This is a genomic window from Spirosoma jeollabukense (genome assembly GCF_054777855.1).
Map to the genome: position 1 here is coordinate 159598 of NZ_BAAHAD010000012.1, position 13863 is coordinate 173460.

The window sequence follows — 13863 nt, forward strand, 5'->3', positions numbered from 1 at the left end:
ACTGATCACCTTTTTTCAATTCCCATGCAAGATTCAGTTGTTCAACAACTCGACACTTTAGTTAGCCAATTGCTTACGCAATACAGCTGGTTTATTGGTCTGGCCCAAGCCATTGGCGGTTTAGGCGCGCTTTGTTACGTGTTCACGCGGGTATGGGGTCATTTAGCCCGCAATGAAGAAATCGACATTGTGCCGCTGTTTCGCCCGGTAGCGCTGGCTATCTGTTTGATGAGTTATGGTGGTATTGTGAACGGCGTTACCTCCTTAAGCGGAGCGCTTAATGAAATGACCCAACCCTTTATCGACAGCCAAAAAACGCTGGTCGATAATCTAACCAAGCAGAAAAAGACAGCCGTAGCGGCCAAACGACAAAAAACGCTTGGCCTGATCGATTCAGATCATGACGGGGAAGAAAGCTGGATGGAGATATTGAAGGCAATGTTCGATGCGGATAGCGCCACCCAATTTGGAGCCGATATGATGAGTTACTCGGTCCAGAATGTTGTCGATCAGCTCATGACGACACTTGGAGAAGTACTCTACCTATTTGCCTTTTTATGCCTTAAATTTTTAGTCAGCTTCTTCATCGTGGTTTTGCTCATCACCGGTCCCATTACGTTTGGGCTGGCCACGTTCGAATGGTTTTATTCCGGTCTGGCGGCCTGGTGTACCCGGGTAATCAACATGCTGATGTGGATTCCTATTACCAATATTTTATCGGGTATGCTGGAAAGCATTCACGTGATGATGCTGCGTAAAGATCTGCAACAATTAGCGGCTTCTACCGACAGCACCTTTACCCTCGATGATTTTACCATGGTTATCTTTTACCTCATTGGCACCGTGGCGTACCTGACAGTGCCGATGGCCGCCAGTTGGGTCGTTGAATCCAGCGGAGCCGACCAAGCCATCAGCAAGACGCTGGGCGGGGCCAAGGCGGGCGGGGGCGTACTGGGTGGCGTCGGTGGCGTTGGCGGTGGCGTTGCCCGAAGTGCAGGTCGCAGTGTTTCGGGTGGGTTCGAGCGAATCCGCGAATGGAACAGCAAACTGCCTACGCTCAATAAGATTTAAATATTCACTTATTCCTTACTAAAAGTTTATGGAAGCTCCTCATTTCAGATCATTACACAACATTGAAACCTCGTTCAAGATGATCCGCACCGTCATGTTTGCGGTCATTTTGGGTACGCTCCTGCTGGCCAGCGGCATTGCCTGGTGGGCGTTCGATATCACCGAGAAGTCGCGTTCCCGGGTGTACGTTATGGAAAACGGCAAAAGCATCATGCTGGCGCTGGCTCAGGATCACAATGTAAACCGGAGTGCAGAGGCCAAAGACCACGTCCGTACTTTCTTACGGTTATTTTTTGACCTGGAGCCCGACAATCAGCAGATCCGTAAGACCATTGAAGAAGCTTCCTACCTGGGCGATGAATCTGTCGTCAGGCTTCACAAGGATTTTACCGAAAAAGGCTACTATTCAGACTTGGTACAGGGCAACGTCCACCAAAAGATTGAGATTGACCCGGAATCAATTCAGGTTAATATGACGCAAAGCCCCTATTATTTCCGAGCGAAAGGCAAACAACTACTCGTTCGGGAATCGACCGTCACCTACCGTAATCTGGATGTAGAAGGGTTTCTAATCGACGTTCAGCGGACCGATCGCAATCCGCATGGCTTTATGATTGAGCGGTTTCACCCGCTGGATAATTCCGATATCCAGACCATCACCCGTAACCAATGAGACAGCCGATACGTCGCCGTAACGGGCATCCGTTAGAACCCGGTACCGCTCTAGCCCCTCAGCCCCGGTGGCTGTCAAGTCCATGGGTTGGAAAACTAAACAACTCCTACCACCTGGCGACCAGTTGGGTAACCAGGTGGATCACGCTTCGAATCCGAAGCTGGGAAGGCCAAACGTCAGTTAGCCAGCGTCGCCGGCAAGTGCTGCTATTCTTTGGCCTGATTGGACTTTTCTGGCTCATTCGGTTGCTCTACCTGTTTTATCAACTGCCCCCGCTCTCCGCTTTGGTACCAGCCCTTGGCCAATTGGCCAAGGAAGCCAATGTAAGTCAATCTACTACCCGACGGGAATTGTCCAGTGATTCGACTCACAAAGCCGACTACTTGAAAGCCCGGTCAGGCGTGACCCGCCGTAGTCCGGACCAGCTCCCTCAACAGAATAAGAACTAGTCTTTATTTCTAACCAACAATGGAAACGCAAAAACGATCACTAAAAGATTTATTCGGGGACAAACGATTCCTGTGGAGTATCCCAGTGTTTTTAGTCCTGGTTGGGGCTTTTCTGTGGGTTGTTTCCTCTTCTCCCGAGAAAGAAGCGCCCCAGCAGACACTTTCGGTAATCAACACCCGGGTCCCCTCGGCCAAAACCGATACGTCCTTAAGCAAAGCCAACAAGCTGGATTTGCAGACGGAAGCTGCCGTGGGTGAAAATCCACAGGCATCGAACATGCAGGGAATTCCGGACGCACAAGAATACGTATACGGAAGCCGTTACAAAACCCCATCGAGCCGGTCAATGAGTCACTTAGATTCAACTGTCTACGAAACCAATCGACCTTCCCGGCGAAGTCAGTCCAGCGCGGGCGCATTTCCCGAGGTTGTCAATCACCGGTCATCAGGTAGCCGCGGCTCCTCTTCACTTCCGCTAACGGAATCCGATAGCCGTCTCGACGATGACGATGCTCCCATCACCTCGCCCCAGCAGGCTAAAGAACAAGCCGATAAAAAAGCGAAGTTGCAGATGGCACTCGACAAGCAGGCGAAGCTGGAACGGCTGTTAACCGAATATAAACAGGATAAGGCGACGCGCGAAGCCCGGGAACAGGACAAAACTAAAGCACTTAAAGTCGTTACCGACGAGGAGGGGCGTATGGCTGTTCCGATCACTTCGTTAACTGGCCGTGATTATACCGGGCGCAATTCTTTTTTTGGTTTGTACACGGAAGATGCCCGTAAAGCCCAGCAGCGGTTGTTGGACGCTGAAGTAGGCACCATTCGGGCGATGGTTTATGGCGATCAGGAAATCAGTAGTATGGGCTCGCGCATCAAAATCCGTCTGCTCGAACCGCTTTATATTCGGGGTATCGTTATACCCGCCAATACCCTTTTATATGGTATGGGACAGTTCGCTGGTCAACGCATCAATTTATTGATTCGATCCATTCAGTATCAGAATCGTTTATTTCCAACCAATATCCAGGTGTACGATATGGATGGCATGGCTGGCCTTTACGTGCCAAACATGACGAATCTGGATCTGGCCAAACAGACGGCCGCGCAGGTTGCGCAAAGTGGTGGTGGAGGTGGCCTGGGGGGTGGGCTTTATGTCAATTCGTCGCCGAGTGCCGTTCTGGCATCAGCCGGACTACAGGCGGGTCAGCAAATTACCCAGGGGGTAAAGCAAGGTCTCGCGCGGAAAGCGCAAATGCAGCGGGCCTATCTTAAGAACAATTACTTCGTACTGCTGCGTACCGTCGACCGCACCGAACAAGGGGGTACTGGTTCCGTCGGTACACCAGGCAATCCACCCATTATGCCGGTCTCCAGTCCGATAACCGAAAAGCAAATGCAGTTACAGATGCTTCAAAATATTATTAATGAACAGTAAACCCTGCCGGATGCTGGTCCCTGAAGGCCAGCCTTGTTTAACCTTTATTCGCCAAACTTTTTATGAACGCTTATTTTTTTCGACCTATTGGCCTGATTTACTTCACCAGTATCAGCCTGTTGGTAACCAACGGAGCTTCCGCTCAATCAGCAGGAACTAACCGGCCTGTCTCGGCTCCCGGTCAACCTGCTACCGTAGCCTACGCTACTGGACGCCCGTTTCGCCATACGTTCACGGCTGCTCTGCCCAGCCGGGGTCTATTGACAAGCCCTTCAGCCTCGACGGCCACAGCACCGGTCAAAAAGCCAACAACTCTGGCCGGGGCAACGCCTTCCGTTAAGCTGGTGAAGCCGGATACGTTACCCTCGCTTGGCACGCCTAAAGTGGTGACAAGCTCGAGCGAAAAACGATTCATAGCCGCCCCTTCCAGATCGGATACAAAATCCGTGTCGGCGCGCTCTCCCGTTCCGGAAGCCGATGATCAGGCCGTTCCGGCCAGCCAGATTGATGATACACCCCTCGCCGAGATGACCATTGTCAATAATAATGCGCACGCCCTGCGGGTACCCGCCATACCGATCCGAGACTATAATGTTGTCAAATCGTATTATACAGAGTTGCCCTATAACAAGACGATATCCATTATTTTCCCAACGCCGATTAAATCCGTCGATCTGGGATCGCGCGATATTATTGCCGACAAAGCGTCCGACGTGGAGAACGTATTGAAGGTGAAAGCCAGTAAAGTGGGTTTTAACGAAACGAATTTTAGCGTTATTACCACCGATGGAAAATTCTATTCATTCGTGGCCAACTATAACGAGCAACCCGCCTTGTTAGCGCTCAACCTGGCCATGAACACAATGGGATCGGAGGGCCCCGCCCGCGTGGGTGGATCGCGGGAAGATTCGGAAGAATTCATTAATGGCCTCAATGCCAAAGATGGCGTTATTCAGTTCTCGGGGATTCGGGCCTCCGCTTCGGAAGTGGTGTACAACTGCGATCAGGTGAATCACAAACGGCGGACGATTCGTCACCTAGGCGTATCAGAAAATCTGATGGAGGCTACCATTCGTGGCTTTTACGTGAAAGACAACGTCATGTACGTCAAATTACAATTGAAAAATAAGTCAAACATCAATTACGATATTGACTACATGCGCTTTTTTATCGTCGATAAGACCATCGCGAAACGAACGACGTTTCAGGAAACCGAGATTGTTCCTTTCTACGTGCACAATGATGGCATTCGGGTCATACCGGGACACCAGAAAATGGAACAGGTCCTCGCTTTCCAGAAATTCACTATTCCCGATAACAAACGGATTCTAGTGCAGATCAATGAAGCGGGTGGCGGAAGAGCCCTCACCTTTTTGATGAATAACGAGGACATCATGAACTCCGGAAAACTTTAATTCACATGAGACTACTTCGTTTTCTTCCATTCGCCCTGCTACTGGTTTTCGAATTACTGAGCCACAGCAGTTTCGGCCAGCGCCATCGCAAAGGTCAGTACGCCTTTTCCCTGCAGGGAGGGATCATGGACCGCTTCCCAAGGGGAATTAACCTGCGGGCTAATCAGCAGGGAAGTCTGGTGCGAACTGATTTCGTTCGCTACACCCGCGGGGAACATTATTGGAAAATTGGCTATCAATACGACCGAAAATTTTACCAACCACTGGGAGTCCAGGTGATCAGCGAGCGGCATACCCTGGGCATCGACTACGCGCCAATATCGCTTCACGATTACCGAAGGACCTTTTACATCTCCCCCGTGCTTGGCATTTTCACTGGCCTGGAGATTGTCAATCAGGACCAGCACGACCTACCCATTGGTTTCATCGGTGCCCAGGGTCATTTTACGTTTGGAGGAAATGTTGGCTTGGAAGCCGAAGTATTTTTGACCGATCGAATCTCGTTGATCGGTGGGATTACCGAACGATGGTATGCCGTGAGTGATCTTAACCGCCTGCATACCCAGGCTCAACTGGGACTTCGTTTCACCTTTGACTCGTTTTAACCGGCCAAATCATGAAAAACAAATTTGTTTACCTTATCGTCATGGCGACTGGCCTTCTGCTGGGAAGCTGCATGAGTGATGATCTTGGCTTGCAGACCCAGACTCCATTCAGCGTGTCGACTACCAACACGCCCGCGCTGGTGCAAGCCAAAGATACCGTTGAATTTCGCTTACTCATCAATCCCAGCCCTTATCTCTCGGCAACTTCCTACCGGGTCAGTTTTCAGAACACCGACTCAAGCCTCCCCGTAGCGGTTAAAATAGGCAGGCAGTTGGCTGCTCAGGGCGAGTGGCTTTCAATTAATGATCTGTCTCCCTGGATCGCGGTTCGTTGTGATTCGGTTGGCCAGCCCAAGCTTTTATTTTACGTTAAAAATCAGTCGGGTGATTTACAAACTGTCGAAGTTAGTTATACCTCTGCCAAGTAAACCTTTTACAATAAAAAAGCCGCAGGACCGATCCTGCGGCTTTTTTGTGGACTCAGGCCTTACATAGACGCTTTACTTTGGTGCTTGATCAGATTAGATGGCAGATCCAGCAAATATTGAACCTGGCTCTGCAGCTGGGTAAGTACCAGCAGTAGAAACTGCAGATCGGCCAGTTCCCAGCTGGTTTCTTCCCGAACACGAACCAACAACAACTGGGTGATGAGCGGCTCATCGAGGGGTAAGCTTTTAATCATACCGGGAGGCATCGCCTGGAGCTGCTTCCATAGATATGCCCGGCAGTCCGCCAGTAGTAAAACCACGGCGAGCTCATCCTCCATGTGTAAGCCCCGCAAGAGATCAATAACATTGTCGAAGGTAAAAGGTCGCCGCCCGCCCCGCTTATTGTAAAAGGAAGCCTGGGAGTCAGCCCAAAAAGGCTGTACATGGGAAAACCGTTTTCCTTGCAGCTTCACCAGTAACAGTTGCTGGATTGCCTGATATTGTTCGAGAAGGGCTTCGAGAGAAAGTTGCATGGTAAAAAAAAGCCGGGCCATTCCTGGCCTGGCCGTGTAAAAAAACTTTATACCCGACGAGCGGGCTATTCGATTACGTTGTCAATAGGGCAGCGGTTTGTCCGGTCTGCCGGCGCGGTTATCCGGCTAGGCTTGAGGCAACCACCTTAGGCCTGGGTTTTGCCTGAGACGCAGGTTGAGTATATGAAGTTGGCAGTACGTTCTGATCCCGTGAACCGTCCCCGGCCCCTACCTGAATCGTACGGCGACGAACGACAACTTTACGCACAGGGGCCTCCAGCGAAGGCAGAGTAGGCTTTAAGGCTCCCCCAATAAACTTCGCAATAAGGGCGATTACATACGTGCCAACCAGAAATCCAACCAAAAAAATGACAAACATGGCCATTGTAATAACAACGGGCACATCTTCCGTTATTAATAAGCGAAAGGTACTGTCTATTAAAGAATTCTCAAAATTTAAACGCGTTATTTTGCCCCTAGCGCTACGCAAGTCTTCCCAGTAGTCTCTCTAGTATTTTGCGAGCGATCGTATCGCTCATCCCCACTAAATAGCGTTGGCAACAAGATTACAGAGGTCCTAATCCATTGATTACCGATGGCAGTTAATCGACGTCCGATAGTGAAAAGTTTGGTTATAGTTGATTCCAGAAGTCAAATCTCATTTCTGGTGAATGTGCTTTTACAGGCTGCACAGACAAATAGTAACTATCACCAATGGAGCCCCCAGGCTCTTTTGGCTGCATGGTCCAACTTATTGTAAATTCGTCTTTATATTTGAGAACATCACCTTTCAATCGTTGTGTCTCAAAGTTTCCTTCTTCTGGTAGTAGGCCACATTCATAAAAATCTGTTGCAATATTTCTGGCGAAATCCTCAGCCATTGTCCGAGTTGAGAATAACAGATAGTGAGTCCCCTCTGACCGATCATTGCGATCAAAGCGCTCAAGAATTAATAAATGGGTCGCATCCATGATAAATAAGTCAGTCATCATTTAAATTCCTCGCTTAGCGTCGTCACCTCTCCGGCTGATCAGCCAAGTAACCGCCCTTATTCGTCGGGATTGGCAGGTAACGTGTTAAGCGCTTTAAGCCATGGTTTCAAGTCCGTCGCTTGCAACAACTGATGAAGATACCGGGTCTGTCCTGGTGGGACAGTTTGGAGCAGGGCCGCAAGCAGGTTTTCCGCTAACTGAATCAGGACCGACTCGGCTTGGGGCAACCAGCCTTGCCGTTGCTCATACGCCTGGAACACCGCGATTAGATACGCCACTTCATTTGCCGCATGATGCTGACCGTCCGAATGATGCGCCACGGCGGTCCGCCGAAGCGGTGCCAGGCTGATATAACCAAGTGGGCCTAAGGCTACGAGCTGGCCAGCTATTACGGGTAAATGCGTATAGATACACCGCAAAGGCCAATTCCCAACGGGGGCTGTTACAAGGGGGAAGGTTGGCGGTGTCGTATTCATAACTTGCGATTACTTCTTGATAAATATACCAAATTCTTTCAATAGAGCTGTCAGTACCTGTAGAAAGCTTCGGCGTAAAACTTGAGAAGAGTGTCCGTGACGGTTTTAACTGGAAGTTGTCCGATCCAGACAAGTGTTACACGTATATAGGTATGCATCAGCGACTTTTTATGATTCCAGTGGCCATTTTTTATGAGGGATAAAGGGTTAGTTATGAGGAAAGGGAAAAGGTTGATAAACCCTCTTCCCTTTCCGGTAAGAATTATTTTTCAGCCACTATTCTTTAGATAACTGCCTGGGTCAAATGGTGAAAAAGGCTTCCATCCAGGTCGTAGCGTTGATTTATGGTTAAGGATGTTGGCTGATGAAATAACGCGTGATTCAAGCCATTATACAATAGCCACAAATTGGGCTTGGCGGCTAATCGACCAGCCTCCTCGTCCATTCGTTCAAGGGCAAGTTGCACCAGTTTCTTTGGCACCTTCACTCCTTTCAGGTAGCTCTCCGCCCGCTGCCGCTTGATCGTATGTTCAGCCAGCCGGGTATACATCTGAGCCGTCAGGGAATCCTGAGCGGAAACGAATTCATTAAACATTCCGCTGAGCGTCTTTTCGAAATCGACTTCAGTAAATCCGGTATGACGGATTCGGCTGTAAGCCAGTGTTGTTTCTTGACCCACCTCGACGTGTTCGGTCGTTTCGATACACGCCGGTTCAAAGAATGTTTTCGTTTCCCGAACATGGGTATGACGAGTTGGCTGCCCCTCGGCAAGCCATTGTACGTACTCGTCTAAGCTCATAAACTCGTCGGCCCATCCCATCAAGCCATTGCCACAGACCAGTCGGTAATAACTAATCCGCATGCGCGGAGCAATTTCGGTTGTGTCTATACTACGTTGCGTGGAGAGAACTTTCCCCTGAATGGTAAATGGGCTCTTTCCCGAATACGAATTGGTGATAATAATCGCTTTTTGCAGTGTATCGGGCGTTGTCGAGGGCTGACTGCCCGGCCGCTTGGGTGAAATTACCTCGAACCGTTCTTCAGGCAAGGTTAAGGTCAGCGAAAATTCACCCTGGTCCGAATAGGATGCTTGCAGGGTATGCCGTCCCATAACCCGACCGGCTACCTCGCGAATTAACTGATTTGGGAAGAGGGAATAATTTTTACCCTGTAAGCCAAAAATTACTGGCTTGGTGGCCTGGGGCGGCCTGCCAACGATAAATTTTTGCCGATCCCGAGCGACGGACTCGTAACCCGGCATGAGGGCTGAAAACTCCTGCAACTGAACGGGAAATGCGATCTGATTCCAATCGTCGGTTTGGGAAAGTCCCTTTGCTTTTGCCATGATCGTCAGTAATAAGGGGTTTGTAATTGAGAATTTTAACTAGCTAAAGATAACCAAGGGCGTCTTGCCAACCCCTATAATTAATAGTTAACTAATTGACTATCTGTGACTTTCTTCCCTGTTATGCCTCTTTTTGGGCGTATACAAAGGCAAGCCTTGCGTTCGTTTCAGCCAATGCTTTTGTCCAAAATTTTGTACAAACGCTGCTGGCAAGTCAAACTTTTCGTAGCTGCCTTATGCAGGTGTGGCCTAGTAATACAACCTGAAAAAGTGAAGTAAAACGTTCAGGGCCTTCGCCCTGTAGCTTACTCAGCGAGTATTAGTCCCTGCTGTAATGCCCATTGTTGGACCCAATGCTGCAGCTTGGTTTGATCTTCGTCCAGAAGTGGTTCAAAATCCCGGCTGACTTCCTCAACCAGACGGTCCATAGCAAGCGGTCTGCTTGCCGTTCCGCCAAACAGCTCATCCATGACGGGACGTAATTCCTCCAGGATCTGTTCGACTGACGAGGGCGAAAATGGAAGCGGTACAGGAAACAATTCAGCCCACTGCAGCGGGGGGATTCCTGAAATCAAAAACTCACGATCTGGGGGTGTCAGGAACGGAAAAGCATCCTGCATTAAATCACCCTGACGGGCTTTCCTTCGCCCTTCTTCAAACTGTTCTAGTGTACAGGGCAGAATGTGCTTACCGACTTGCTGAGTAAGCATGTTGATGCGCTGAACCGTAATTCCTTCCGGACAGGGCCAATACGTTCCTTCGGGCAAAAAACCGGGTCGAATACCAATTGATGTCGTCTCCATAATTGACTAATGGGTTGTCGTGCTGACTTCATTTATCGGGTCAAACTTTAAGGCCAATACGCTTAGTAAGCCAGTGAGAACGATGACTATTTGTCGGATTCATTCGACTTAGAATACTAATAACTAATTGATTATTAACCCTGTACTAAGATACCCATTCCACTTTTCAATTAAGAAATAGGCCCGTATAGTTGCCGTATGTCCCGGTGACCTTCTCCCCGGTTATGGCCCCTGCGGGATGAAGTAGTAAAGTGAGGTGAAACCCAAATACCCAGACCGGCCTTTAGAGCGGGTTTGGGTATTGACTCAAAAAAAGTAGGTTGCTCCTATCCCCATCCCGCTCCCGCTCAATAGATTCACGGATACCCATACGTGCCGTAATTCGGCTGAGACCTGAACACCATACAGCAATACGGGTTTAAGTTTGCCCGCTTGTAAAAGCTGCGCGTAGCGGGTGGGCTGGTTATCCGCAACGGTCACTTCCTGATAGAAGAAAGCTCCGGCTAGTCCACCGATTAAAATATGGGGTCGGGCGACAAATCCGATCCCAGCTAAGAGAGAGGGGTTAGCTTTGTACTGGCCCTGCGCCCCAACGTACAGTTCGTTCTTTCGACGTCCAGCGAGCAGTGTTACATAGCCGCCCCATTTGGTTTTAGCGGTCGCATTAACGAACAGGGTACCATTCGTTTGCACAGCCAGTCCAAGACCCACGTTTCCAACTGCCTTTTTAGGGAGGCAGCTATCCGGTTTATTAATGCGCTCGACGGCATCAAAGAATGCTTTTAAACCCATCGACTGCTTATTCATCCCCAGCGCGTACGGATTCAAATAAGAACTCTTAAGGGGTGATGGTTTAACCGGAGTGATAGCCGCTGTGTCCTGCCCATGACAAGTAGGGCAAAACAGCAGGGTAGCAATCCAGTACAATAAGAATGTGGCGAATACCAGACCCATTCCTTTCAAAAAATTTACGACCTGCGAGCGTTTGGGTTCTACAAGTTTAATCATGGTTTTTGGGGCGGTACCGCGCCGGCGGACCGGCCGCCGCGTTTGTGCCTACCGGCGATGGATGATTTATTTTACTTAATTAAAGATACCACCCCCACCCCTTAAATTGCTGTTTAACAGACAGTTACACCATAAGCTATCCGTCGCCCTTTTCCCTGTTATGATCCCCCCGTAGGGGGTTAGGGGGGCCACACTATCGAATCCAATACCACCGTAGGTGATGCGATGGTGAAGTGCTATGCAGTGGTCGTTAACCTTGTCTCCTACAACCTCCAGAATGTATATCCCAAAAAAAACGGTTCGTGTGTGGGACACGAACCGTTCAAACTTCATCAGCTTTTTGCTCAAGACGAATACTCGTCGTCAACAAATTCTTCTTCAGACTCCTGGCTAACCGATTTTTTATCCAGCACCTTTACGCGTGCATTCTTAATTTTAATGCTGGCGGCTGGCTTACCGTCTTTATCGGTGTAGGCTTCCGCCGTTACTTTACCTTCCACCAGCATCAATCGCCCCTTGCTATAGGTTTCCGTGCGATCACCTTTGACTACGCATTCAACCCAGATGGTTTTAGATACTAGTTCCTGCGTATCTTTTGTCTTGTAGCTGTCATCCAACCCAATAGATATTGCCGTTAATGGCTGACTCAACGAGTCATTAAAAACCCTCGTTGATCCAACGTGACCAATTCCTACAAATTTGTTCAACCCGAACATAGACATGGCTTTACCGGTTTGTGCCTGATTAGGCGATGATTAATTGATTTAACACTATAAAGATAACCTCTATTTATTTTAGTCATTAACCTGAATGTCAGCAACTTAACTACAAACTAAACACTTTCTTCCCTGTTATGTGCCGCCCTTTACGGGGGTTCTAATTTTATTTATTGGTAAGCTGACGCGTTAATCTTTTTCCAGTAGCCCAGCCCTCAACGCTATAGGCTATATCACTGCGATATCCCCTTCATTTTCCGTCAGTTATTCTCTGACATAAAGTTAAATAATTCATCAGAAGATGCTTGAAAAGTTCTTTTTGTTTTTTTTTCGGTCAACTCAATTGATAGGATGTTATCTTGTCACTACTGCTACCAATCCTAGTTCAAATGACGCTTGTTAGCCAATTAGACTTGTTTGCACAACAGCCACAACTCATTCGATATGACTTGTCAGGCACGAATTATAGTCGGTTTACCGTCGATGGTGCTGACCAGCCCGATCAAGAATCGGGTCAGATAGACTTACGAAATGACCGGGGTGAGGTATTGGTTTCTTTGCAAAGCCGGCGTAATCGATCCGTATCGGAACAGGCACGTCGTCGCTTACTACTGGAGACGGCTTTTTCTCAAGGCCGGGTGCTGGCAGGCCTGCAGCTGCCTGGGCTCAAACTTGTCCAAGTTCACCTGGTTGGCACCAGGCGTATGGATTTAACGGGTGCCAGCTTGACGAAGGCACTTGTCACGGCTGGTCGAATGTGGGCTGATCTACGGGGATCGACGCTGACGGATCTGGCAGCATCGGGGGTAGATTGGCACGGCAGCCAGCTGGCTGACTGTCAGTTAACGGGGGCCAGGGTTACGGGGTCTAATTTCCAATCCGTCAGCTTTTGTAGATCGAACCTGGAGAAAGCCCATTTTCTGGATTGTCAACTACAGATGAGCGACTTATCCTGGTGCCATTTACATCAGGCCAGTTTAAAAGGGTCTGATCTTTCGGGCTGTGACCTGCGGTATACTGATCTTACCGGTTGCGATGTCCGGGGGACATACCTGCGGGGAATTTCTATTTCGGTTGCTGCACTGGAAAAGGCAAATTTAAAACCGATACGTCAGCGGATACAGCACCTGGTTTTGGCTTATCCGCTGCTAAAACCCGTATGGGTTGCGGCTCTTGAGGCGGGTCACTGGCAGGCAGGATCGGCCGAAAGCTTAAGCGATTTCCTATCCCGGTGCCTTGGCTACCGGGTTGGTGCCGGCTGGCAAAATGTACCCGGAAGTACCGAATGGATTATCTGGCAATTTCTGCGCTCAATTCAAACCGGTGAGCGGCCCACTTCTCATTCCCTGGCTAACCTGCTCTATAAATGGGTCTCGCTTTAGTGATCGGCAGGTATGACCGAGGGACTTGGCTGTAAGGAGGTGAAGTAGTAAAGACCAACAAAACAGGGCAAACGCACTGCGATTGCCCTGATCTACCCCTTTACAACCATTCCTCTACAACCGAAGGTAAAACCCGGTTTCCCGTTCAATTACCCCTATTACATCCTCCCCATAAACCCGGTCCATCCGAACAGTTCTTGCCGAATCGCTATGTGATTTAATAAAGTCAAGCGTATAGAGATCCAATCCGGGTCGGTAAAACATATTTATGGCTACACACTTAGCCCCTGACCCCATTGACCAGGCTAATAGATACTGCTGATTACTGAATCGGATGTGGGTTGCCCCCATCATAATAAATCCCATTTTTGTAATCAGTGAATGCATCTCCATAATTTCAGGACTTGCTACTCTCAGATTTGCCGTTACATCAGTGGCTTGCGCAGTATGCATCGTTTTAAGCTCGTTTGCCGAATTAATCTTATATAAAAATACACCTTTGCGGCCACGTCTTTCCAGGTAATAACGA

17 protein-coding genes are annotated in these 13863 nt (G+C 49.1%); 8 read left to right on the top strand and 9 right to left on the bottom strand.

The genetic code is table 11. The features are described 5' to 3' along the window. The first annotated feature begins 24 nt into the window (after positions 1-24). The 7 genes from ACYVEA_RS29125 to ACYVEA_RS29155 all read left to right on the top strand — a co-directional run bounded on the left by ACYVEA_RS29125 (position 25) and on the right by ACYVEA_RS29155 (position 6079). Entirely contained in the window at positions 25-1071 is a 1047-nt protein-coding gene (locus ACYVEA_RS29125) for a hypothetical protein (protein ID WP_461116920.1), read from the top strand. Between the two features lie 28 nt (positions 1072-1099). Next, positions 1100-1744, top strand: coding sequence for a conjugative transposon protein TraK (traK, locus tag ACYVEA_RS29130; protein ID WP_100990270.1), 645 nt, complete (start codon positions 1100-1102; stop codon positions 1742-1744). Continuing rightward, a complete protein-coding gene (locus tag ACYVEA_RS29135; protein WP_297369684.1) occupies positions 1741-2193 on the top strand; it encodes a hypothetical protein in 453 nt (150 codons plus the stop codon). The genes traK and ACYVEA_RS29135 overlap by 4 nt, the downstream gene beginning before the upstream one ends. Positions 2194-2212: 19 nt before the next feature. Beyond that, positions 2213-3631, top strand: coding sequence for a conjugative transposon protein TraM (gene traM, locus ACYVEA_RS29140; protein ID WP_461116921.1), 1419 nt, complete (start codon positions 2213-2215; stop codon positions 3629-3631). 62 nt (positions 3632-3693) lie between these two features. Then, on the top strand, positions 3694-5046 hold the full coding sequence (gene traN / locus ACYVEA_RS29145) for a conjugative transposon protein TraN (RefSeq protein ID WP_461073583.1): 1353 nt from the start codon (positions 3694-3696) through the stop codon (positions 5044-5046). A 5-nt stretch (positions 5047-5051) separates the two neighbouring features. Further along, positions 5052-5651, top strand: coding sequence for a conjugal transfer protein TraO (locus tag ACYVEA_RS29150; RefSeq protein WP_297369675.1), 600 nt, complete (start codon positions 5052-5054; stop codon positions 5649-5651). A gap of 11 nt (positions 5652-5662) precedes the next feature. Beyond that, positions 5663-6079: a TraQ conjugal transfer family protein gene (locus ACYVEA_RS29155; protein WP_297369672.1), complete on the top strand. Its 417-nt coding sequence runs from the start codon at positions 5663-5665 to the stop codon at positions 6077-6079. A 59-nt stretch (positions 6080-6138) separates the two neighbouring features. Here ACYVEA_RS29155 and ACYVEA_RS29160 read toward each other — a convergent pair whose 3' ends face one another. From ACYVEA_RS29160 to ACYVEA_RS29195, 8 genes are all read right to left on the bottom strand, one after another. After that, on the bottom strand, positions 6139-6612 hold the full coding sequence (locus ACYVEA_RS29160; RefSeq protein ID WP_297369669.1) for a hypothetical protein: 474 nt from the start codon (positions 6610-6612) through the stop codon (positions 6139-6141). Positions 6613-6730: 118 nt separating this feature from the next. Continuing rightward, on the bottom strand, positions 6731-7015 hold the full coding sequence (locus tag ACYVEA_RS29165) for a hypothetical protein (protein WP_461116922.1): 285 nt from the start codon (positions 7013-7015) through the stop codon (positions 6731-6733). Between the two features lie 229 nt (positions 7016-7244). Further along, on the bottom strand, positions 7245-7583 hold the full coding sequence (locus tag ACYVEA_RS29170) for a hypothetical protein (protein WP_461116923.1): 339 nt from the start codon (positions 7581-7583) through the stop codon (positions 7245-7247). A gap of 77 nt (positions 7584-7660) precedes the next feature. Beyond that, positions 7661-8080: a hypothetical protein gene (locus ACYVEA_RS29175; protein ID WP_297369662.1), complete on the bottom strand. Its 420-nt coding sequence runs from the start codon at positions 8078-8080 to the stop codon at positions 7661-7663. 283 nt (positions 8081-8363) lie between these two features. Further along, positions 8364-9425 carry a hypothetical protein gene (locus ACYVEA_RS29180; protein WP_461116924.1) on the bottom strand — a complete coding sequence of 354 codons (1062 nt, stop codon included), beginning with the start codon at positions 9423-9425 and terminating at the stop codon, positions 8364-8366. A 305-nt stretch (positions 9426-9730) separates the two neighbouring features. Then, entirely contained in the window at positions 9731-10228 is a 498-nt protein-coding gene (locus ACYVEA_RS29185; protein ID WP_461073592.1) for a hypothetical protein, read from the bottom strand. A gap of 306 nt (positions 10229-10534) precedes the next feature. Beyond that, entirely contained in the window at positions 10535-11236 is a 702-nt protein-coding gene (locus tag ACYVEA_RS29190; protein ID WP_461073594.1) for a hypothetical protein, read from the bottom strand. Positions 11237-11580: 344 nt separating this feature from the next. Beyond that, positions 11581-11952 (bottom strand): single-stranded DNA-binding protein, encoded by a 372-nt coding sequence (locus ACYVEA_RS29195; RefSeq protein WP_461116925.1) that lies wholly within the window; start codon positions 11950-11952, stop codon positions 11581-11583. A gap of 389 nt (positions 11953-12341) precedes the next feature. Here ACYVEA_RS29195 and ACYVEA_RS29200 point away from each other — a divergent pair, with 389 nt between their 5' ends. Further along, positions 12342-13334 (top strand): pentapeptide repeat-containing protein, encoded by a 993-nt coding sequence (locus ACYVEA_RS29200; protein WP_461073596.1) that lies wholly within the window; start codon positions 12342-12344, stop codon positions 13332-13334. A 114-nt stretch (positions 13335-13448) separates the two neighbouring features. Here the strand turns inward: ACYVEA_RS29200 and ACYVEA_RS29205 are convergent, their stop codons facing one another. Continuing rightward, on the bottom strand, positions 13449-13787 hold the full coding sequence (locus tag ACYVEA_RS29205; RefSeq protein ID WP_297369644.1) for a hypothetical protein: 339 nt from the start codon (positions 13785-13787) through the stop codon (positions 13449-13451). Between the last annotated feature and the right edge of the window lie 76 nt (positions 13788-13863).

What these genes read in the sequence shown, in the direction of transcription:
- traN (WP_461073583.1), top strand. Translation starts at nt 3,694, where the DNA reads ATGAACGCTTATTTTTTTCGACCTATTGGCCTGATTTACTTCACCAGT.
- ACYVEA_RS29160 (WP_297369669.1), bottom strand. Translation starts at nt 6,612, where the DNA reads ATGCAACTTTCTCTCGAAGCCCTTCTCGAACAATATCAGGCAATCCAG.
- ACYVEA_RS29185 (WP_461073592.1), bottom strand. Translation starts at nt 10,228, where the DNA reads ATGGAGACGACATCAATTGGTATTCGACCCGGTTTTTTGCCCGAAGGA.
- ACYVEA_RS29135 (WP_297369684.1), top strand. Translation starts at nt 1,741, where the DNA reads ATGAGACAGCCGATACGTCGCCGTAACGGGCATCCGTTAGAACCCGGT.
- traK (WP_100990270.1), top strand. Translation starts at nt 1,100, where the DNA reads ATGGAAGCTCCTCATTTCAGATCATTACACAACATTGAAACCTCGTTC.
- ACYVEA_RS29170 (WP_461116923.1), bottom strand. Translation starts at nt 7,583, where the DNA reads ATGGATGCGACCCATTTATTAATTCTTGAGCGCTTTGATCGCAATGAT.
- ACYVEA_RS29155 (WP_297369672.1), top strand. Translation starts at nt 5,663, where the DNA reads ATGAAAAACAAATTTGTTTACCTTATCGTCATGGCGACTGGCCTTCTG.
- traM (WP_461116921.1), top strand. Translation starts at nt 2,213, where the DNA reads ATGGAAACGCAAAAACGATCACTAAAAGATTTATTCGGGGACAAACGA.
- ACYVEA_RS29200 (WP_461073596.1), top strand. Translation starts at nt 12,342, where the DNA reads ATGACGCTTGTTAGCCAATTAGACTTGTTTGCACAACAGCCACAACTC.
- ACYVEA_RS29190 (WP_461073594.1), bottom strand. Translation starts at nt 11,236, where the DNA reads ATGATTAAACTTGTAGAACCCAAACGCTCGCAGGTCGTAAATTTTTTG.
- ACYVEA_RS29180 (WP_461116924.1), bottom strand. Translation starts at nt 9,425, where the DNA reads ATGGCAAAAGCAAAGGGACTTTCCCAAACCGACGATTGGAATCAGATC.
- ACYVEA_RS29150 (WP_297369675.1), top strand. Translation starts at nt 5,052, where the DNA reads ATGAGACTACTTCGTTTTCTTCCATTCGCCCTGCTACTGGTTTTCGAA.
- ACYVEA_RS29205 (WP_297369644.1), bottom strand. Translation starts at nt 13,787, where the DNA reads ATGCATACTGCGCAAGCCACTGATGTAACGGCAAATCTGAGAGTAGCA.
- ACYVEA_RS29125 (WP_461116920.1), top strand. Translation starts at nt 25, where the DNA reads ATGCAAGATTCAGTTGTTCAACAACTCGACACTTTAGTTAGCCAATTG.
- ACYVEA_RS29195 (WP_461116925.1), bottom strand. Translation starts at nt 11,952, where the DNA reads ATGTTCGGGTTGAACAAATTTGTAGGAATTGGTCACGTTGGATCAACG.
- ACYVEA_RS29175 (WP_297369662.1), bottom strand. Translation starts at nt 8,080, where the DNA reads ATGAATACGACACCGCCAACCTTCCCCCTTGTAACAGCCCCCGTTGGG.